General features: G+C 73.5%; 17 protein-coding genes. 8 read left to right on the top strand and 9 right to left on the bottom strand.

Annotation, left to right across the window (positions count from 1 at the left end; all coding sequences use genetic code 11):
• Nucleotide 1: 1 nt before the first annotated feature.
• From AB0946_RS03760 to AB0946_RS03740, 5 genes are all read right to left on the bottom strand, one after another.
• Nucleotides 2–958: a DUF6339 family protein gene (locus AB0946_RS03760; protein ID WP_366758995.1), complete on the bottom strand. Its 957-nt coding sequence runs from the start codon at nucleotides 956–958 to the stop codon at nucleotides 2–4.
• The gene (locus AB0946_RS03755) at nucleotides 958–1,935 is read right to left on the bottom strand and encodes a hypothetical protein (protein WP_366758994.1); all 978 of its coding nucleotides are present in this window, start codon (nucleotides 1,933–1,935) and stop codon (nucleotides 958–960) included. Before AB0946_RS03755 ends, AB0946_RS03760 begins: the two co-directional genes overlap by 1 nt.
• The gene (locus AB0946_RS03750; protein WP_366758993.1) at nucleotides 1,932–4,022 is read right to left on the bottom strand and encodes a helix-turn-helix transcriptional regulator; all 2,091 of its coding nucleotides are present in this window, start codon (nucleotides 4,020–4,022) and stop codon (nucleotides 1,932–1,934) included. Before AB0946_RS03750 ends, AB0946_RS03755 begins: the two co-directional genes overlap by 4 nt.
• Before the next feature lie 181 nt (nucleotides 4,023–4,203).
• On the bottom strand, nucleotides 4,204–4,626 hold the full coding sequence (locus AB0946_RS03745) for a very short patch repair endonuclease (protein ID WP_366758992.1): 423 nt from the start codon (nucleotides 4,624–4,626) through the stop codon (nucleotides 4,204–4,206).
• Between the two features lie 66 nt (nucleotides 4,627–4,692).
• A complete protein-coding gene (locus tag AB0946_RS03740; RefSeq protein ID WP_366758991.1) occupies nucleotides 4,693–5,706 on the bottom strand; it encodes a hypothetical protein in 1,014 nt (337 codons plus the stop codon).
• A gap of 143 nt (nucleotides 5,707–5,849) precedes the next feature.
• Between AB0946_RS03740 and AB0946_RS03735 the strand changes: the two genes are divergently transcribed.
• Together AB0946_RS03735 and AB0946_RS03730 are read left to right on the top strand one after the other, a co-directional pair.
• Nucleotides 5,850–6,875: a permease gene (locus tag AB0946_RS03735; RefSeq protein WP_366758990.1), complete on the top strand. Its 1,026-nt coding sequence runs from the start codon at nucleotides 5,850–5,852 to the stop codon at nucleotides 6,873–6,875.
• Nucleotides 6,872–7,600, top strand: a complete 729-nt coding sequence (locus AB0946_RS03730; RefSeq protein ID WP_366758989.1) for a TIGR03943 family protein — start codon at nucleotides 6,872–6,874, stop codon at nucleotides 7,598–7,600. The genes AB0946_RS03735 and AB0946_RS03730 overlap by 4 nt, the downstream gene beginning before the upstream one ends.
• A gap of 389 nt (nucleotides 7,601–7,989) precedes the next feature.
• On the opposite strand, the gene AB0946_RS03725 is transcribed toward AB0946_RS03730, so the two are convergent.
• Nucleotides 7,990–9,381: an MFS transporter gene (locus tag AB0946_RS03725; protein ID WP_366758988.1), complete on the bottom strand. Its 1,392-nt coding sequence runs from the start codon at nucleotides 9,379–9,381 to the stop codon at nucleotides 7,990–7,992.
• Nucleotides 9,382–9,565: 184 nt separating this feature from the next.
• Between AB0946_RS03725 and AB0946_RS03720 the strand changes: the two genes are divergently transcribed.
• From AB0946_RS03720 to AB0946_RS03705, 4 genes are all read left to right on the top strand, one after another.
• Nucleotides 9,566–10,114, top strand: coding sequence for a helix-turn-helix domain-containing protein (locus AB0946_RS03720; RefSeq protein WP_366759138.1), 549 nt, complete (start codon nucleotides 9,566–9,568; stop codon nucleotides 10,112–10,114).
• 44 nt (nucleotides 10,115–10,158) lie between these two features.
• Nucleotides 10,159–10,482 carry a DUF6412 domain-containing protein gene (locus AB0946_RS03715; RefSeq protein WP_366758987.1) on the top strand — a complete coding sequence of 108 codons (324 nt, stop codon included), beginning with the start codon at nucleotides 10,159–10,161 and terminating at the stop codon, nucleotides 10,480–10,482.
• A gap of 117 nt (nucleotides 10,483–10,599) precedes the next feature.
• On the top strand, nucleotides 10,600–11,310 hold the full coding sequence (gene yidC / locus AB0946_RS03710; protein WP_366758986.1) for a membrane protein insertase YidC: 711 nt from the start codon (nucleotides 10,600–10,602) through the stop codon (nucleotides 11,308–11,310).
• A 143-nt stretch (nucleotides 11,311–11,453) separates the two neighbouring features.
• Nucleotides 11,454–12,311 (top strand): fumarylacetoacetate hydrolase family protein, encoded by an 858-nt coding sequence (locus AB0946_RS03705; RefSeq protein WP_366758985.1) that lies wholly within the window; start codon nucleotides 11,454–11,456, stop codon nucleotides 12,309–12,311.
• A 594-nt stretch (nucleotides 12,312–12,905) separates the two neighbouring features.
• Here AB0946_RS03705 and AB0946_RS03700 read toward each other — a convergent pair.
• The 3 genes from AB0946_RS03700 to AB0946_RS03690 form a co-directional block, all read right to left on the bottom strand.
• Nucleotides 12,906–13,772: an LLM class F420-dependent oxidoreductase gene (locus AB0946_RS03700; protein WP_366758984.1), complete on the bottom strand. Its 867-nt coding sequence runs from the start codon at nucleotides 13,770–13,772 to the stop codon at nucleotides 12,906–12,908.
• Nucleotides 13,773–13,867: 95 nt separating this feature from the next.
• Nucleotides 13,868–14,377: a heme-degrading domain-containing protein gene (locus AB0946_RS03695; RefSeq protein WP_366758983.1), complete on the bottom strand. Its 510-nt coding sequence runs from the start codon at nucleotides 14,375–14,377 to the stop codon at nucleotides 13,868–13,870.
• The gene (locus tag AB0946_RS03690; protein WP_366758982.1) at nucleotides 14,377–15,450 is read right to left on the bottom strand and encodes a Gfo/Idh/MocA family oxidoreductase; all 1,074 of its coding nucleotides are present in this window, start codon (nucleotides 15,448–15,450) and stop codon (nucleotides 14,377–14,379) included. Before AB0946_RS03690 ends, AB0946_RS03695 begins: the two co-directional genes overlap by 1 nt.
• A 55-nt stretch (nucleotides 15,451–15,505) precedes the next feature.
• Between AB0946_RS03690 and AB0946_RS03685 the strand changes: the two genes are divergently transcribed.
• Together AB0946_RS03685 and AB0946_RS03680 are read left to right on the top strand one after the other, a co-directional pair.
• A complete protein-coding gene (locus AB0946_RS03685; protein WP_366758981.1) occupies nucleotides 15,506–16,726 on the top strand; it encodes an ROK family transcriptional regulator in 1,221 nt (406 codons plus the stop codon).
• Between the two features lie 187 nt (nucleotides 16,727–16,913).
• A complete protein-coding gene (locus AB0946_RS03680; RefSeq protein WP_366758980.1) occupies nucleotides 16,914–17,903 on the top strand; it encodes a hypothetical protein in 990 nt (329 codons plus the stop codon).
• The last annotated feature ends 84 nt before the right edge of the window (nucleotides 17,904–17,987 follow it).

The following is a 17,987-nucleotide window of genomic DNA, read 5'->3' as shown; positions in this document are numbered from 1 at the left end:
CTCAGGTCATCCACGACGGCAGGTCCTTCTCAAGGCTGACACCCGGACGCTGCGCCGGCACGGCGGCGTCCTCGGCTGCCTCGCCTTGGGCGCGGCCGCGACGGCGCAGGGGTGCCTCGGACAAGAGCTTGTCGAACAGCGGGACGAGCGCATCGACGGAGTCCGGGGGAACGCGACCGTCATGCGGGCCTTCCGGCAACCGGTCCCACCGCACGGGAGGCGCTTCCTCGGACCCGGCGATCCAGTCCTGGAGTTCGTCAACCAACTGTGGGTCGTCCGGCGCGATGACGTCGTAGACGAGCGTGCTGCCCGCGGCGTTCACCGCGGAGGAGAGCGCGTTCACATGGTCGGCGGGGCGTGGTACACCGCTGGAGAGCAGCCTCTCGAAGACGCGCAGCAGAGCGTGCGCGGTCGGGCGATGGTCGATGACGTCCAAACGGAGCGTCGTGTTGAGGATGTCCTGAAGAGTGAAGGCTGTTTCCACGGGGCGGTAGTCGGGGCCGTTCCGGAACAACTCGGCAGCCCACCACAGGCGAGAGAAGCACTGGGTGTAGTGAGGTCCGCAGAAGCGTGAACTCTGGGCGATCTCGGCGTTGCCACGCCAGCGCCACACCACGTAGTCGGGCGCCACGAGCAGGGCGAGGTGATTCCACAGCCTCCGATCGCCTGCCTCCGCCCGCGTCATGCGAAGGGTGGCGTGAAGACGGGGCGCCAGCCAACCGTCGGACGCGTGGCGGTCGTCCGCGAAGTGTGTCATCGCCTGCTCGACGAGTTCCCGGATCGGCGCGGTGCGCCATCGGGCCTCGGTGTCCGAAAGAGACGTGCTCGCCTTGCGCAAGGCCACCTGAGGCGGGTTCTCCTGGCCCGACTGTATGCCTCGGCTCAGATACTTGGCCACGGCCGCGTCGGGCAACAAGCCGAGTACCTGCGGAATGTCGGACGGCCCGCGGCGCGGCATCAGTCGGCGCTCCTCTCGGCGCGGTCGACGGTGCGCACCGCGTGTGTCAGTTTCTTCGCGATCTGTGCGCGACGTCCGGCCGCGTACTGGACACCCGTCTGCAACTCGGACCACCCGAACCCCTTCGTACGACGTTCGTTGATCTCGTACAGGGCGTCGGTGAGTTGCCGGCCGGGCAGTACGTCCGGAAGCATCGCGCGCAGTACGGCCTCACGCCACCCGGTGGGCATCACGGGGGTTCCGTCCTCGTCCTGGTCCAGGTCACCGGCGGCCGTGTGGAACATCGCCGTCCAGGCGTCCTGTGCGATCTGGGAAGCCGCCATCTCCCGTACGACACGCTCCGTCGCGCTGCCACCGCGGCCGTCGAGCACCTCGACAAGGCCTTCGACCGCACCGGTGTTGAGGTAGACCGTGGGCATGTCGCCGGACGTCTCCACGATCCACGGCGCTTCCTTGAAGGGGCGCAACCACGGGTGAGGACCGTCGCGAAAGTCCACCTGCACGATCTCGATCTCTCGCTGGCGGACCGGTGTGGTCTCCTGGAGATCGACGTACCAGTCCTCCTCCGCGGCCCCTACGAGGCGGCCGGGAACCCCTTCGACGGTGGCGACGACCAGCAAGGACAGCGTCGCACGCCGCAGATGATCGGTGCGTGAAAGGGTGATCGAGCCGGCCATGGCGCCGTTCGACTCAGGACGAAGGCGGGCCGTGGTACGTGCGTTGGTGGCCTTCTCGGTCAGCACCGCCAGGCAGGTCACGTCCTGCCAAGGGCCTCCCCGCAACTCGGCGTCCGGAAGAGCCACGCGGAGGTCCAGTCGTGCCTCCTCCCACCGTGCGCGTCCGGATTGGTGCAAGGCGACCACTCGCTCAGTGGTCGAGACGTTGGTGTAGGGCAGCGGCTTGCCGTCCACCGAGACCGACACGATCTGACAGGTGACGTCGCCGAGGAGCGTCGGGTAGGGAAAGACCGGCTTCATGCCTCACCTCCGCGGGCCTTGGGCACGTCGACCACCAGACGGGCGTAGCCACCCTTGACCGGGTGACTGGCCGGATCGGTGACGCCACTGAACACCGCCGTGCGGACACCGGGCTCGACGACGATCGTCCCGTTCTCCGCGCGGCAGGTTTCGGAGCCGACCAGCAGTTCCCACTCCACGGAGGGCCGGCCGCCCGAGCGCACGTCGAACTTGGCCACAGGAGCGAGGACCCACGGGTCGTCCGCGTCGGGCAGCCTCAGATGGACCGTGACGTGCCAGGCGCCCCGGTCGTCGAGCCTTGCCTCGATGTTGCGCACCGTCGGAAACGACTGGGCCCGCCGACCGCCGATGCCCGCCCCGGTGTCCAGCTTCAACAGCTCACGCAGTACCGCGGGACCAGTGCTGCGCGTTATCTCGCGCTTGCCCAGGAGCGAACGGACTGTGTGGTCGATCGCCGAGCGGAACTCCTTGAGCCTGGCGAGGGCGCCCCTTTGGTAGGAGGTCGTCAGCTCCTCGGTCCTGTCCCACCGGTCGTGTTCGGGTGGTTCGGAGGCCCTCAGGAAGGCTTCGGCCAGGGCCACGTCCTCACCGTCCCGCCCGGTCGCGTAACCGGCGAGCAGCACGGCCTGGAACGGGGGCGACCCCAAGGGGAGATCCCGAGGACGCTGCTCCGTGATGGTCATCCGATTTCCGCGCATGCAGATCACCTGGTTGATGCGCGTGTCGTGCTCGTCGGCCGGCGTGAGGAGCAGCACGGCGAGATGTTCGCAGCCCTTGTCACGCGGTCGACCGTGGTCCTTCAGAGGAGACACCACCAACGGAACGTCGGCGCGGACCACCTGGTCGGCGGCCGTCAACTTGTCGACGGTGTTCCCGTCGAGGTACGCCCGCAGGGCACGGCTCAACGCCGGATGGTATTCGTGGGGATCCACCTGCTGTTCGGGCAGGTAGACCTCGCCGTTGCGCAGGGTGGTGACCCGGGCGTCGAGAAGCGGCTTGGCGGACCGGCCGCCTATCATCGCGGCCCAGAAGTCGTCGGCGAGCGACCGGACGAGCTTGTCGTGCATCTCCTGGAGTGTTTCGGCGGCCCCCGATGCGTCGTAGGCGCCCACGATGAGGAAGGACGTGCCGGGCTCGGTACCGGATCGCTGCAGATGCAGGCGGCGCAGGGTTTCGTCGTCGGCCCACCACGAGCGCGATACTCCGCGATGCTCGGGTTCGGTGTCCGGCTCGCCGAACCAGGCGGGACCGGCGAAGGCCTCGCCGTCCACCTCGTGCCAGGGCAGATCCAGGCGCCCGATCACCCGGCCCTCGGTACGCCCCTCATGCGGCTCCGACAATGTCGAGTTGATCAATACGAGGCCCAAGCGGCTGGTCGCCCAGAGAGTCGCCTTGCCCAGGCCGTAGGAGCCGCCGGCCCGACCGGCCGTGATCTTGTGGCTGTCGAGTTGGCGACGCACGACGGCGGCGAAGCGGCCGTCGCTGTACTCGGGTCCGGTCAGCCCGGAGGCGTTGTAGTCGTCGATGCGCAGAAGCCGCAGTCGACGCTCCTGGGAGAGATCGGTCAGGGCGGAACGCAGGCTGCGCGAGACCTTCTGGCTGCCTCGCGCGGCTTCCTCGTAGTGCGGCAGCAGATCCTTCCAGCCCATTGCGGCGAGGAAAGCGTCGAGGTGCGCCCCGTCCAACTCGTGGAGCGTGTAGTGGACGCGAACCGGTGAGCGGGGATCACAGCGCTCGTCGAGCGAGTTCTGCGTCGCCTCGCGCGCGAGCACGGACAGGTCCGCGTCGAAGGCGAACGCGGCCGCGTTTCCGTACTCTCGGCCGCCGTCGGTGTGTGCGAGGCGATGATGCCAGCGGATCGGTCTGTCCATCGGTACGTCCGTCGTTCGCGTCACCAGAGAGGCCAGGTCGGTGCCCAGGATCTCGGCGATGCGCGCCTTGGTCTCGTCGCGGGGTTCGGCGCGGCCGGTGATCCACGCCGAGACGGCCGCGCGCGTCTTGCCGAGCTGGGCGGCGAGGTCCGCCTGTGACATGCCGGCCCGAAGCAACTGGCGCCGGAGCCAGGAACCGAAGGCCTCGCCCTCCACGGCGGATGGTGCCGAATGCGGCATCGTGCGTCATGCCTCCTGTCGCGGGCCGGCCCGACGGTCTGTCAGCTCGGACCGCACACAGTAGCAGCTTTTTGACGACAGTGAGCATGTCAAAAAAAATCTGACGGTGTCGCCTCCGTTGCGCGGTTTCGATGGCTCGCGACCGCGGGTCAGCCCGTCAGTCGTGGTCCGGCCTCGCTCGACGAGCCCTGACGAAAGCGACCACGCGTGCTGCTGCCTCGATCGGGTCTTCGTGCTCCCAGACCCGAACGGCCAGCCAACCGGCCGATGCCAACCGCTCGTCGGTGTCCAGGTCACGCCGGCGATTGCCCTCGATCTTGGTGCGCCAGAAGTCGGCGTTGGTCTTGGGCCAGGTCGCGTGCTGCGGACAGCCGTGCCAGAAGCAGCCGTCGACGAACACGGCGACCTTCGCCGGGCCGAAGATGACATCGGCTTCGCGGCGCACGCCCTTCAGCGGCTTGCGATGGACTCGATATCTCAGCCCCGCCGCATGCAGAGCACGCCGCAGGGCCATTTCGACTTCCGTGTTCCGGCTCTTCTGCCGGCTCATCCGAGCGCGGGTTTCGGGGGTGGTGTCCACGGTTGGTCGTTCTCTCGTTGCTGAGGGGGATGACGCTGCCGAACCGGCCGCCACGCCCCTGGCGGGCTAAGCTCCGTGACACCCCTGGTACGTCCCACCCGACCCGCACCAACACCCCGCCCCCCTCCCCGGCGGCCAAGCCACCGCCCGCCCCCGAGCGGCCAGCGTCGTCGCGTACTGGGGCAGCAAGGTCGGGTCGGACGGGGACGAGCCCTCCGAGGCGGCGAACGCCTCGTACGACGGGACCGTGCCCGTGACGATGCCGAGGTTGGCCGTGCCCGAGGCGGACAGTTCGCGCAGGGAGGACTCTATGGTCGCCAGGTGCTCGGTGTGGGACGGGTACTCCGTGCTCAGCGTCGGGTACGCCGTGAGGAGTTCGGAGAGTTCCGGGGCCGGCCAGTGCAGGACCGCCACCGGGAACGGGCGGGAGAGGGCCTCGCGGTAGGCGCCCAGTTCGGCGCGGAGGCGGGAGATCTCCGCCGCCAGTTCCGCCGGGTTGTCGGAGCCCAGGGACCACACGCGTTTGGGGTCGTGGAGTTCGTCCAGGGAGACCGGGGACGTGTGCAGGGTGTCCGCGAGGGTGTCCCGGTCGTCGTGCGGCAGCCCCAGCATGCGGCGGACGCGGTGGCGGCCGTAGAGGAGGGGGTGGGTGGCGGGAGGGGGTTCCTCCGAGGAGTCCGGCAGCAGGAGGTCCGCGGCCTCGCCGAACGTCTCCGCCGCCGCCTCCAGTTCGTCGTGCGACTCCAGGGCCTCCGCCACGATCACCCACGGGGCCGGGTCCCGGGGCGCCGTCGTGCGGATGCCCTCGATGATCGCCCTCGCCTCGGCCTCGTGGCCGTACTCCCACAGGTTCGACGCCTTCAGGGCGCGGACCAGGGCGGGGTTGTCCAGCCCGTCGGCGGACGTCAGCAGGCGGTCGTAGAGAGCGGTCGCCGCGGGGCGGTCGCCGGACAGCTCCAGGTGGGCCGCCGCCCGCAGGAGAAGGGTCTCGGCGTCCTCGGGGTACAGGCCGGCGGTCCGCTCCAGGCGTGCCGCTTCGGCGGTGTGGTCGACGTTCTCGGCAGGCGTGTCGGGGCGCATGGGGGACACCGTACTGCCGGGACGTGACAAAAGTGAGCCGCCGAGGAGTCCCCGGGAGCCCCGAGGGGTGCCGGGCAGGGGGCCGTCCCGCCGGTACGCGGATCTGGATATCTTCTGTCCCGACATCTACACGCGGAGTCGGCATGCGGAACACGGGTGTGCTGGTCGAGGACGGCCGTCCGGCCGGCGCCGGGCAGGAGGCGGGCATCCCCGCACCGCCCCGGTACTGGCCGGTCCTGCTCCTCGGCGCCGCCGTCGTCCCCGGCAGCGCGCTCTTCCTCCTCGGGCGCTGGGGCGACGCCCCGGCCGTGCAGGCATGGCGGACCGTGTGCTTGGCCGTCACCGTGCAGGCCCTGCCGTTCCTGCTCCTCGGCACGGCCCTGTCCGGCGCGATCAACGCCTTCGTGCCGGAGGGGGTGTTCAACAGGATCCTGCCCCGGCGGCCCGCGCTCGCCGTACCCGTGGCCGGGGTCGCGGGCGTCGTCCTGCCGGGGTGCGAGTGCGCCTCCGTTCCGGTCGCCAACAGTCTCATCGGCCGCGGGGTCACCCCGGCCGCCGCCTTCGCGTTCCTGCTCTCCGCGCCCGCCGTCAACCCCGTCGTGCTCACCGCCACCGCCATCGCGTTCCCCGGGAACCCCGCCATGGTGCTCGCCCGGCTGCTCGCCTCCCTCGCCACCGCCGTCGTCATGGGCTGGCTGTGGCTCCGGTTCGGGCGGGCCGAGTGGCTGCGGCCCGTCGTACGGCACACCGGGCACCGGCACGGGCACAGCCGGTGGGACGAGTTCCGGCGCGGGTTCCAGCACGACTTCCTGCACGCCGGCGGGTTCCTGGTGCTCGGCGCCATGGCCGCGGCCACCTTCAACGTGGCCGTCCCGCGTTCCGTGCTCGACACCTTCGCCACCGCGCCCTGGCTGTCGGTGCTCTTCCTGGCCGGGCTCGCCGTGCTGCTCGCGGTGTGCTCCGAGGCCGACGCCTTCCTGGCCGCCTCGCTGACCGGGTTCCCGCCGGTCGCGCGGCTGGCGTTCATGGTGGTGGGGCCTATGGTCGACCTGAAGCTCATCGCCCTCCAGGCGGGGACCTTCGGGCGGGCCTTCGCGGTACGGTTCTCCGCCGCGACCGTCGTCGTCGCCGTCACGTGCAGCGCACTGATCGGAGGGGTGCTGCTGTGAAAGGACCTGGGAAGCGGTCGCTTCGGGCGGGGTTGCTCGCCCTCTGCGGGCTCGGGCTGCTGCACGTCTCCCTCTTCACCGACCTCTGTCTGCGCTACGTCAAGGAGGGCATGCGGCTCCCGCTCGTCGCCTCCGGGGCCGTCCTGCTCCTGCTGGGCATCGCGAGCGCCGCCCTCGACAGGACGGAGCGGACCGAAGAACCCCACGACCACTCCGGCCTGCCGCGCGTCTCCTGGCTGCTGCTCCTGCCCGCCCTCAGCCTGCTCTTCTACGCCCCGCCCGCCCTCGGCGCCTACACCGCTGCCCGGCAGCCGGCGAAGACCGTCGTCCACGACAGCGACTTCGATCCGCTGCCCGCCACCTCGCCCCTGCCCATGACCCTCTCCGACTTCACCAGCCGGGTCCAGGAGGACCGCGGGCAGGCCATCAGGGGGCGCACGATCCGGATGACCGGGTTCGTCACGCCCCTGTCAGGGACGCGGGACGGCGAGTGGGACCTGACCCGGATCATCCTCAACTGCTGCGCCGCGGACGCCCAGTCGGTCAAGGTGCGCGTCCACGGCGGCCCCAGGCTGCCCGCCGACACCTGGGTGACGGTCACCGGGACCTGGCACCCCGGCGGGCGGCTCGGCACCCGGTCCGCGCCGGTCGCGCTGGACGCCCGCACGGTCACCGAGGTCCCCCGGCCGTCGAACGGCTACCAGGACGCCCTTCCCCTGCGATGACCGTCACCGGTGGCGGCACCGGAACGGGGGTGGCGCGGCGGTACGGCGAGTGCGGACGGCGCTACGACGGCCGGCGGCGCTTGTCCCGGCGGTTCCGGTGTGCCCTCCGCCGGGCGGTCCGGGGAGCCCGGCACCTGCGCCGCGCCCCGGCGCCCGTACACCCCGGCGAACACGCCCCGGCGCTCCCGGCGTACGCCGTGCTCACCATCCCCCGGCTCGGCCCGCGCGTCCCCGTCGCCCATGCACCCCGAACGTCCGACTCCGGTTGTCCGGCGGCAGGCTGGTGTCGATGCGGCCCGGGTGAGCCGGGCCCGCCGGAGCGCACCCGTCGACGGCGGCCGACGCCTGTTCACCCCGGCCCACGCCTGCACACGCCCCTCGCGCCCGGCTTACGCCCGTTCCCGCAGCGCCAGCACGCTCACCGCGCCCGCCACCGCCAGTCCCGCCGACACCAGCAGGGCGACGTTCGTGCCCCGGGCCAGGCTGCCGCCCGACGTGGCGATGGCGATGGTCAGGGCCACGCCGGCGCAGGAGCCGACGTAACGGAAGGTCTGCTGGGCGCCGGAGCCCATGGCGGCCCGCTGCGGCGGCACCGAATCGACGGCGAGCAGCGGCAGCGCGCCGTTGAGCAGGCCGCTGCCGAGGCCGCCGACGATCAGGCCGGGCAGCAGCCGGGTCCAGGAACCGGAGCCGAGAGCGCCGAGCAGCGTGACCATGGCGATCGTGTGCAGGGCGAAGCCCAGGGCGAGCTGGGTGCGGGCGGCGACGCGGCCGGCCAGGTGCTTGACCTGGAGGGCGACGACGAAGCTCAGCCCGGACCAGAGCAGGAACAGTCCGGCCGTGGCCAGGGGGGAGAGCCCGAGCGACTGCTGGAGCAGCGCCGGCAGGAAGCTGAACAGGCCGATCACGGCCAGCCCGGTGAACAGGCCGCCCGCCGAGGAGGCCAGGAAGCGGGCGTGGCGCAGCAGTCCCAGGTCGATCATCGGGGTGGCGGTCCGGCGCTCCACCGCGACGAACACGGCGACCAGGGCGACGGCCGCGGCGAACAGCAGCCCGACCGGCGCGCGCAGCCAGCCGTCCCGGCCCAGCGTCAGGGCCGCGACCAGGGCCACCAGTGCCAGCCCGAAGGTGAGCGCGCCCAGGGCGTCCGGCCGGCCGCCGCGCGGGGCGCGTGACTCGGCCAGCGCCCGGGTGCCGAGCGCGGCCACGACGAGGGCGACGGCGCCCAGGACGCCGTAGGCCGTCCGCCAGCTCGGCAGCGCGCCCGCGAGCAGCGGACCCGCGGCGATGCCGCCGCTGACGAAGGCGCCCCACACCCCGGTGGCGTGCAGCCGGCCGCGCGGGCTGGGGAAGGCGTGCACGATCAGGCCGAGGGAGCTGGCCAGCAGGGCGGCGCTGGCCGCGCCCTGGGCCACGCGGGCCAGGGTGAACTGCCAGGTCGACGTGGTGAAGGCGCCCAGTGCGGTGGTGAGGCCGAGGGCCAGGGTGCCGGTGAGGAAGATACGGCGGCGGCCGTAGTCGTCGGCGAGGCTGCCGGCGACCAGGAGCAGGGCGGCGAGACCGAGGGGGGCGCCGTTGAGCAGCCAGGCCTGCGCGGACAGCGGGGTGTGCAGGGCGGCGGCGGTGTCCGGGAGGGTGACCATCGGGGCCGTGTACGTCATGAGGGCCACGGCGGTGGCCGCGCTGGTCAGGGCGAGGGTGGCGCGGGGGCGTGCCGGCGCGTCCCGGGGACTGGTCCGGCGCCGGGCGGCGGGCGAGGTGGCGGAGTCGAGCCGGGGCATGGCCTGTCCTGTCCTGAGGTCATCGGGTCCGGTCGTCGGGCTGGGTCCGTCGGGTCCGGTCATCGGGTCCCGGTCCGTCGGGTCCGGTCTCCAGTCGTTAGGTTCGGTCGTTGAACCGACCCCGTGTCCGCCACCGTAGCATCCTGGGTTCGTTGACTGAACCCGTCTCCGGCCGGTGGTTACAGTGGAGGGCATGGCACTGGGCAAGGACTACGTGACGCAGGAGTGCTCGATCGCCCGCGCGCTCGAGGTCGTCGGCGAGCGGTGGACGCTGCTCGTCGTCCGCGACGCGATCTACGGCGTCCGGCGCTACAACGACTTCCTGGCCCACCTCGGCATCCCGCGCGCCGTCCTCTCGGCCCGGCTCCGCACGCTCACCGAGGAGGGGATCCTCGTGAAGCGCCGGTACCAGGAGAGCCCGCCCCGGGACGAGTACGTCGTCACCGAGCGCGGCGCCGCCCTGTGGCCCGTGCTGCGCGCGCTGGGCCACTGGGGGCGCGAGCACGTCGACGCCCACCGGCTGCGGCTCTTCCAGCACGCGGACTGCGGCGGGGAGGTCGAGCCCTACGGAAAGTGCGCGGCGTGCGGAACTCTCGTGCCGGTTACGGACGTTGTCATGGTGCCGGGGCCGGAACTCGACTCCGCGCCGGCGGACCCGGTCAGCAGGGCGCTGCTGCGGCCCAAGCGGCTGCTGGAGCCCCTGGAGACCGAGCCGCCGCAACCGGCACACTGACGACTGGTGTGCGGAAGACGAGTGCCGCGGAGGGGGGAGTGCTGATGTCCGGCCGTGTCGCCGCCGCGCGTCCCCTCGCCCTCCTGCTGTTCCTCGCGCACCTGCTGCTGCTCCAGGCCGCGCCGCTCGGCACCGGCGGCCTCGGCACCGCCGTCGCCCTCGCCGCGACCGCCACCGCGGCAGCCACGCTCGCCGTCTGCGCCCTGCCGGCCGCGCGGGGCGTGCCCGCCGCAGCGCCCACGCGCGTCCGCACGGCGATACGCGACCGGGCCCGCCGTACGACCTTCCTGTCCCAGCGCGATCCCGACGCGCCCGGCCGCCGGCGGCCCAGAGCCCCCGGACACGCCCGTCCGGCGACCGCCGCGTAGGGCACGTCCTCACACACGTCAGCACGTGACCCCGCGCGGGTCGTCCTGCCGATCTCCCCACCGGACCGGCTCTTTCCGGTCCCTTCCGGCACGACGAGACCCCCGGAGGGCTCACCCATGTCCGTTTTCGCGCGTCTGGTCGAGTACCTGGCCGACCTGCTGGCCCCGCTCTTCCACGCCTCCGCGGCAGCCGCCGCGATCGTCCTGTTCACCGCGCTCGTACGGCTCCTCGTCCACCCGCTGTCCCGGGCCGCCGCCCGCGGCCGGCGCGCCCGCGCCGCGCTCCAGCCGAGAATCGCCGCACTGCGCGAGAAGCACGCCAGGGACCCGCAGCGGCTCCAGCGGGCGATCCTGGACCTGCACGCCGCGGAGAAGGTCTCGCCGCTCTCCGGCTGCCTGCCCAGTCTGCTCCAGGTGCCCGCGTTCTTCCTGCTCTACCACCTCTTCTCCAGCACCACGATCGGCGGCGGGACCAACGGCCTGCTCGGCCACCGGCTGTTCGCGGCCCCGCTCGGCGGGCACTGGACCGACGCGCTGGCGGACGGCGGGGTGTTCGGTCCGGCCGGACTGGTCTACCTCGGCCTCTTCGCCGTCGCCGCGGCCGTCGCCACCGTCAACTTCCGGCGCGCCAGGCGCACGTCGGCCGAACAGCCGGCACCGGCCGGCGCCGGGGGCGAGATGCCCGGGCTCGGCGCGGTCAACCGGGCCGTACCGTTCCTGTCCTTCTTCACGCTGGTCACCGTGGCGGTCGTCCCGCTCGCCGCCGCGCTGTACGTCGTCACCAGCACGGCCTGGAGCGCGGCGGAACAGTCCCTGTTGTCCCGGTGACCGGCCGAGCCCCCTGTGTCCAGGGTTACGGTCCAGTACGTGAACAGGGTCTTGTGGACTGGACGGCGTGATTGGAGGATCAGCCAGTCCTCCGATGGCTGCACCCATCGGCCGGGCGCCGCCGATCGAGGGAGATGGTGACCATGAAGCTGCTGCGAGTCGGTACGGCAGGGGCGGAGCGACCCGCACTGCTCGACGCCGGGGGGACCCTGCGGGACCTGTCGGGCCTCGTGGACGACATCGACGGCGCGCTCCTCGCCGACGACGCCGCGCTCGGCCGCATCCGGGCCGCGGCCGGCGCCGGTGAGCTGCCCGCGCTGGACGCCGGCGGTCTGCGGATCGGGCCCCCGCTCGGCCGTATCGGCAAGATCGTGTGCATCGGGCTCAACTACCACGACCACGCCCGCGAGACGGGCGCCGAGCCGCCCGCCGAGCCGGTGGTCTTCATGAAGGCGCCGGACACGGTCGTCGGGCCGAACGACACGGTGCTGGTGCCGCGGGGGTCGGAGAAGACCGACTGGGAGGTCGAACTCGCGGTCGTCATCGGCCGTACGGCCCGCTACCTGGACTCGGCCGAGGAGGCGCTCGCGCACGTCGCCGGGTACGCGGTCGCGCACGACGTCTCCGAGCGGGAGTTCCAGATCGAGCGGGGCGGGACCTGGGACAAGGGCAAGAACTGCGAGACGTTCAACCCGCTCGGGCCGTGGCTGGTGACGGCCGACGAGGTCCCGGACCCGCAGCGGCTGTCGCTGAAGCTGTGGGTGAACGGCGAGTTGAAGCAGGACGGCACGACGGCCGAGCAGATCTTCCCGGTGGGGGAGGTCGTGCGGTACCTCAGCCACTTCATGACGCTGTACCCCGGCGACGTCATCAACACGGGGACGCCGGCGGGCGTGGCCATGGGCCACCCCGAGCCCAAGCCGTACCTCCGCGGCGGGGACGTGGTGGAGCTGGAGATCGCGGGACTGGGCCGGCAGCGGCAGGAACTGAAAAACGCGTAGACGCTCCGCTGGGGCCGGTAAGCCGGGGGTGCCGGGAGCAGGCGAGCCGGGGAGCCGCTGACTGGGCAGCCGGGGGGCAGGGCAACCGGGAGGTCGAGGAGCCCGGAAGCCGGGGAGTCCGGGATGCCCGGCTGCCGCAGATCGTGCCGGACAGCGGTGACCGGGGCGGGGCGGAACGACAACGTGAGCAGCGGTCATGCCGGCGTGCCGGGCGGCGATCCCACGGGCGGGGCAGCGGTGGCTTCGGCCACGGCGCGTGGGGTGGCCCGTGCCCGGCGGCTTCGCCGGGGTTCAGGTGGTCCGGCGGCGGCGGGGGCCATGGTTCCCTCGCCTCGCGCGGGAACCTCGGGCCGTGCGCCGGCTGGGTCCCGTGCTTCTGGTGCCGGGCGGCGATCCCACGGCGGGGGCAGCGGTGGCTTCTGTCACGCCGGGTCGGGTGGCCCGTGCTCGGCGGCTTCGCCGTGCCCGACGCGCGGGTACTTCGAACCGATCGCGGCGGGGCTGCGGGGCCGGACGCCGGTCAGGGGCGCGCCGTGGGGCCTGGTGCCGTGCCTCGGGCACGGCCCCAGGCCCCGTGCTCCTGGTGCCGGGCGCTCACGCCAGCAGTGTGGCGAGGGTGCGCCATTCCTCCCTCGGGAGGGAGTCGCCCGCGTCCGCCCGCACCACCTGGAGGGCCACGTGGTCCGCGCCCGCCTCGTGGAAGGCGGTGACGCGCTCGCGGACGCGGGCCTCGTCGCCCCAGGCGAAGACCGCGTCGACGAGACGGTCGCTGCCGCCGTCGGCGATGTCGTCCTCGGTGAAGCCCAGGCGGAGGAAGTTGCCGGTGTAGTTGGGGAACTCCAGGTAGCGGGCCAGGTAGGCGCGGGCCGTCTCCCGGGCACGGGCCGGGTCGGTCTCCAGGACGACCTTCAACTCGGGGGCCAGCAGCGGCCCGTCGCCCAGGATCTCCCGCGCCCGCGCGGTGTGCTCGGGCGTGACCAGGTAGGGGATCGCGCCGGCCGCGCGGTCCGCGGACAGCCCCAGCATCTTCGGGCCCAGCGCGGCGAGCACACGGCGGTCGGCGGGTACGCCCGCCGCGTCCAGCTCGTCGAGGTAGCCGACCATGGCCGCGTACGGGCGGCGGTAGTCCTTCGCCAGCGCGCTGTGGCTCACGCCGAGGCCGAGCGCGAAGCGGCCCGGATGCGCCGCCTCCACCTCGGCGAAGCCGGCCGCCGTCGTCGCGGCGTCCTGCTGCCACACGCTCTGGATGCTGGTGCCGACGACGATTCGCCGCGTGGCGCCGATGAGCGGGGCCGCGTGGTCGACGGTGCTGCTGCCGCCCAGCCAGATCGCGCCGTACCCGAGGTCCTCCAGCTCGGCCGCGGCCTCGTCCAGTTCCCCGCGCCGGGACGCGTCCTCCGAGCGCAGCTCGACGCTCCAGACGCCGTGGCGGCCGACGGTCTCCTTCAGTGAAGCGGTCATCGGGTGTGAGCCCTCCGGTGGTGGTCCGCGCCGTGATCCCACGGCCTCACTCCCTGCCAACCGGAGGGCGTCCCCGCCGGATTCCCGCCGTTCGCTCAGTCGCCCGAACGGCCCAGGAACTGCTCCAGCGCCTCCACCACGAACCGGTGGTCCTGGAGCTGGGGCAGCCCGGAGACGGTCACCGCGCCGATCACGCCCACGCCCTCGACCCGGATCGGGAAGGAGCCGCCGTGGGCCGCGTACACGTCCGGGTCGAGACGGGAGGACTCCTCGAACGTCGTCCCCTTGGCGCGGAAGCGGGCGCCGACCAGGTAGGAGGCGGCGCCGTAGCGCTCCACCACCCGCCGCTTGCGGGCGATCCAGGCGTCGTTGTCGGGGGCGGAGCCCGGCAGCGCGGCGTGGAAGAGCTGCTGGCCGGCGCGGTGGATGTCGATGGCGACCGGCGCCTGGCGCTCCCGGGCCAGCTCCACCAGCAGGGAGCCGAGCGCCCAGGCGTCCTCGTGGGTGAACTGCCGGAAGACCAGCCGGCGTTCCTGGGCCTCCAGCTCCTCCAGACTCGGCGTGAGTTCGGGCGTCGTCCTCGGGGTGATCTGCGGGTGCTGCATCAGAGGGTCACCGTCACCTTCTCGCGGGCGGACCTGCGGGCCGCTTCCAGTACGTCGAGCGCGGCGGCCGCCTCCAGGGCGGTCACCGGGTTGGGGCCGGTGCCGCGCACGGCGGCGGCGACGGCGGCGTAGTACGCGGGGTAGTCGCCGGGCAGGGTCGGTACGGGGGTGCCGCCACCGCTCAGCGGGGACTCGCCGGCACCGACCCGGCCCCACAGGGACTGGTCCTCGGCGCCCCAGTCGGGGGTGCTGCCGGGGCGGCTGCCCTCGCGCAGGGCCGCTTCCTGGGGGTCCAGGCCGTACTTGACGTAGCCCGCGCGGGAGCCCAGCACCCGGAAGCGGGGGCCGAGCTGGGCGGTCGTCGCCGAGACGTAGAGGTGGGAGCGGACGCCGCTCGCGTGGGTGAGGGCGATGAAGGTGTCGTCGTCGGCCTCGGCGCCGGGGCGGCGGACGTCCGACTCGGCGTAGACCTCGGTGACCGGGCCGAACAGGACCAGGGCCTGGTCGACCACGTGGCTGCCGAGGTCGTAGAGCAGACCTCCGATCTCTGCCGGGTCGCCGGACTCGCGCCAGCCGCCCTTCAGCTGGGGGCGCCAGCGTTCGAAGCGGGACTCGAAGCGCCAGGCGTCGCCGAGTTCGCCGTCGGCGAGGAGCCGCCGGAGGGTCAGGAAGTCGTTGTCCCAGCGGCGGTTCTGGAAGACGGAGAGCAGCAGGCCGCGCTCCTCGGCGAGGGCGGCCAGCTCGCGGGCCTCGGCCGCGGTGCCGGCGACCGGCTTGTCCACGACCACCGGCAGGCCCGCCTCGAGGGCGGTGGTGGCCAGCGGGACATGGGTCTTGTTCGGGGAGGCGACGACGATCAGGTCCAGTTCGCCGGCGCGCCCGAACAGCTCCTCGGGGGTGGCGGCGATCCGTACGTCCGGGAACTCGGCGCGGGCCTGCTGCTGCCGCTCCGGCTGGGAGGTGACCACGGTGTCCAGGGCGAGGCCCTCGGTGGCGGCGATCAGCGGGGCGTGGAAGACCGAGCCGGCGAGGCCGTAGCCGATCAGACCGACGCGGAGGGGGGTAGCAGTCATGCCTCCACTTTGGCAACAGTGTTGCGGAAGTGCAAGCGGCGGGGACAATGGGGGTGTGAAGAGGGTGAGGACGGCGACGACGGCGGGGCCGGTGAACGGCGGGGTGGCGGGCGCGAATCTGGGGGCCCTGCGCAGTCACAACACCGCGCTGGTGCTGGGGCTGCTGCGGGACGCCGGGGCCGAGGGCATCAGCCGGCTGGAGCTGGCCGAGCGCACCGGGCTGACCCCGCAGGCCGTCAGCAAGATCACCGCGCGGCTGCGGGCGCAGGGGCTCGCGGCGGAGGCCGGGCGCCGGGCTTCGACCGGGGGCAAGCCGAGGACCGTACTGCGGCTGGTGCCGGAGGCGGGCCACGCGGTCGGGGTCCACCTGGACCGCGACGAGCTCCGGGTGGTGCTGGTGGACCTGGACGGCGCCGTGGTGGGGGAACGGCGCGGCGCACTCGACCTGGGCGCGGGGGCCGAGGCCGTGCTGGGGGCGGTGTGCGGGGCGGTCCGGGGGGTCGTCGGGGAGTTGGGTGCGGGTGCGGGTGCGGGTGCGGGTGCCGGTACTGGTGCCGGGGGCGGGGAGACGAGTGCCGGTGGCGGGCTCGCCGCGGTGGGCTCCTTGCTGGGGGTGGGAGTCGCGCTGCCGGGCCCCCTGGACCATGTGCGGGGGGTGCTGCACCGGGTCACCGGGTTCCCCGAGTGGGACGGGTTCCCGCTGCGGGACGCGCTCGCGGAGCGGCTCGGGGTGCCGGTGGTGGTGGACAAGGACACCAACGCGGCGGCGCTCGGGCTGGCGGTCGGGGGCGAGGAGGGCGCGGCGGGCCGGTCCTTCGCCTATCTGCACCTCGGCACCGGACTGGGGGCCGGGCTGGTGATCGACGGCAGCGTGCACCGGGGGGCACGGACCGGGGCCGGTGAGTTCGGGCACCAGGTGATCCAGCTGGACGGGCCGGTGTGCGAGTGCGGGAACCGGGGCTGCGTGGAGGTGCTGTGCCTCGCGGCCGTGGCGCGGGGCGAGGTGGCCGAGGCCGCGCGGGTGCTGGGGGTGGCGGCCGGGAACCTGGCCGGGCTGCTGGACATCGACGTGGTGCTGCTGGGGGGCCGGACGGTCGCCGGGGCTCCGGAGACCTACGTCAGCGGGGTCGGAGAGGTGCTCGGGGCCCGGGCCCGACGGGAGGGCACGGGCGGGGACGCGGTGCCGGTACGGGTCGCTCCGCGCGGGGAGCGGATCGTGGCCGAGGGCGCCGCCCAACTGCTGCTGGCCCCGCTGTTCGGGCGGGGGGAGGACTGACGGGGCGTGTCCACCGGCGGGAGGCTCCGCTCACGGGGTGCGGGGGCGCGTGCCGCTGCCGTCGGGGTGCGGGGCGCGGGCCTCGGCCGGTGTCGTCCGGGGCCGTGCCGCTGCGCCGGCCGGGCGGACTTCGTCCCCGGGGACGGAGTGGCTCGGTCGGGAGCCCGGCCCCACCCGGCATGGTCATGTGTTCATGCGACTGTGCACGTCCCTGTCCCTCTGCCTCGCCGCAGCCGCCGCCGTCGTCGTGCCCGCCGCCGTCCCCGCGTCGGCGCACGCCGCGTCCGCCGGTACGACCCCCTCGTGCGTCGCCGCCGACGCGCGGGCCTTCCCGCTGGCCACCCGGATCCGGGGCGGGCCCACGTCCTACGAGGCCGGCGGCGGCTACGGCACCTGGTACATCGACCTCACCAACACCACCCGCCGGACCTGCGCCGGCATCCACCCGGTCGTGGTCCTCGTCGACGACAAGCGCGCCCTGCGGCCGGGGCAGCCCCAGCTGGACTTCTACGACGGCCCCCGGGCCCGGCCGGTGACCTTCGAGAGCACCGACGAGCAGGAGCTGGTCGGGGTGCTGGACGGCGCCGGGTTCGGCGGGTTCACCGTGCCGCCCGGCCGGACCGTCAGCGTCCGGGTCCGGCTCTCGCTCACCTCCGACACCGAACGCGACCAGGTCACCGCCAACGCGGCCGTCGTCCAGCGGCGGGGCCAGGACGGCGACTGGGTCGGGCAGTCCAACGCCTACCGCTTCGGGGTCGGCGAGGAGGCGGAGGACGTCCCGGAGGGCTCCCTGGAGGATGCCCAGGAGGCCGCGCAGATGGACTCCCCGGAGTCGGACGGGGTGCGGTCGACCGCCGGCACGCGGACGGGCGAGGCCCCGCCGACCGCGCCGTCCGGCGGCGCGAGCCGGGACGCCGGGGCCCAGCCGAGCGCGCCGTCCGGCGGCGGCACATCACCGTCCGCGTCCGCCGCGTCCGCCGTCCCCGCCGCGTCCAGCGCCTCCCGCACCGACGCCCCCGATGCCTCCCTGCCCCTCGCCCAGGACGAGGCGGCCGGGGAACGGGCGCGCGAGCTGGCCCGTACCGGTCCGGGGCTTGCCCGCGGTCTGCTCGCGGCTGTCGCCGCGCTGGTGGCCGTGGGCGTGGCTGCGCATCTCGTGGCCCGGGGCCGCCGCTGACGAGTCCCGCCCCGCCGGGTCGAGCGCCTGCGGCACCGGTGCCTGCCTGGCCCACCCCGGACAGGGAGGCACACTGGCCCGTAC

The organism is Streptomyces sp. NPDC046870 (assembly GCF_040704595.1).
GTDB classification, from domain to species: Bacteria; Actinomycetota; Actinomycetes; order Streptomycetales; family Streptomycetaceae; genus Streptomyces; species Streptomyces argyrophylli.
Note: the sequence above shows the minus strand (reverse complement) of the source record. Positions and strands in the feature narration are given on the sequence as shown.

Excerpts from the sequence above, each read along its gene's own strand:
- AB0946_RS03760 (WP_366758995.1), bottom strand. The coding sequence starts at position 958 with ATGCCGCGCCGCGGGCCGTCCGACATTCCGCAGGTACTCGGCTTGTTG.
- AB0946_RS03755 (WP_366758994.1), bottom strand. The coding sequence starts at position 1,935 with ATGAAGCCGGTCTTTCCCTACCCGACGCTCCTCGGCGACGTCACCTGT.
- AB0946_RS03740 (WP_366758991.1), bottom strand. The coding sequence starts at position 5,706 with ATGCGCCCCGACACGCCTGCCGAGAACGTCGACCACACCGCCGAAGCG.
- AB0946_RS03735 (WP_366758990.1), top strand. The coding sequence starts at position 5,850 with ATGCGGAACACGGGTGTGCTGGTCGAGGACGGCCGTCCGGCCGGCGCC.
- AB0946_RS03725 (WP_366758988.1), bottom strand. The coding sequence starts at position 9,381 with ATGCCCCGGCTCGACTCCGCCACCTCGCCCGCCGCCCGGCGCCGGACC.
- AB0946_RS03715 (WP_366758987.1), top strand. The coding sequence starts at position 10,159 with ATGTCCGGCCGTGTCGCCGCCGCGCGTCCCCTCGCCCTCCTGCTGTTC.
- yidC (WP_366758986.1), top strand. The coding sequence starts at position 10,600 with ATGTCCGTTTTCGCGCGTCTGGTCGAGTACCTGGCCGACCTGCTGGCC.
- AB0946_RS03705 (WP_366758985.1), top strand. The coding sequence starts at position 11,454 with ATGAAGCTGCTGCGAGTCGGTACGGCAGGGGCGGAGCGACCCGCACTG.
- AB0946_RS03700 (WP_366758984.1), bottom strand. The coding sequence starts at position 13,772 with ATGACCGCTTCACTGAAGGAGACCGTCGGCCGCCACGGCGTCTGGAGC.
- AB0946_RS03695 (WP_366758983.1), bottom strand. The coding sequence starts at position 14,377 with ATGCAGCACCCGCAGATCACCCCGAGGACGACGCCCGAACTCACGCCG.
- AB0946_RS03690 (WP_366758982.1), bottom strand. The coding sequence starts at position 15,450 with ATGACTGCTACCCCCCTCCGCGTCGGTCTGATCGGCTACGGCCTCGCC.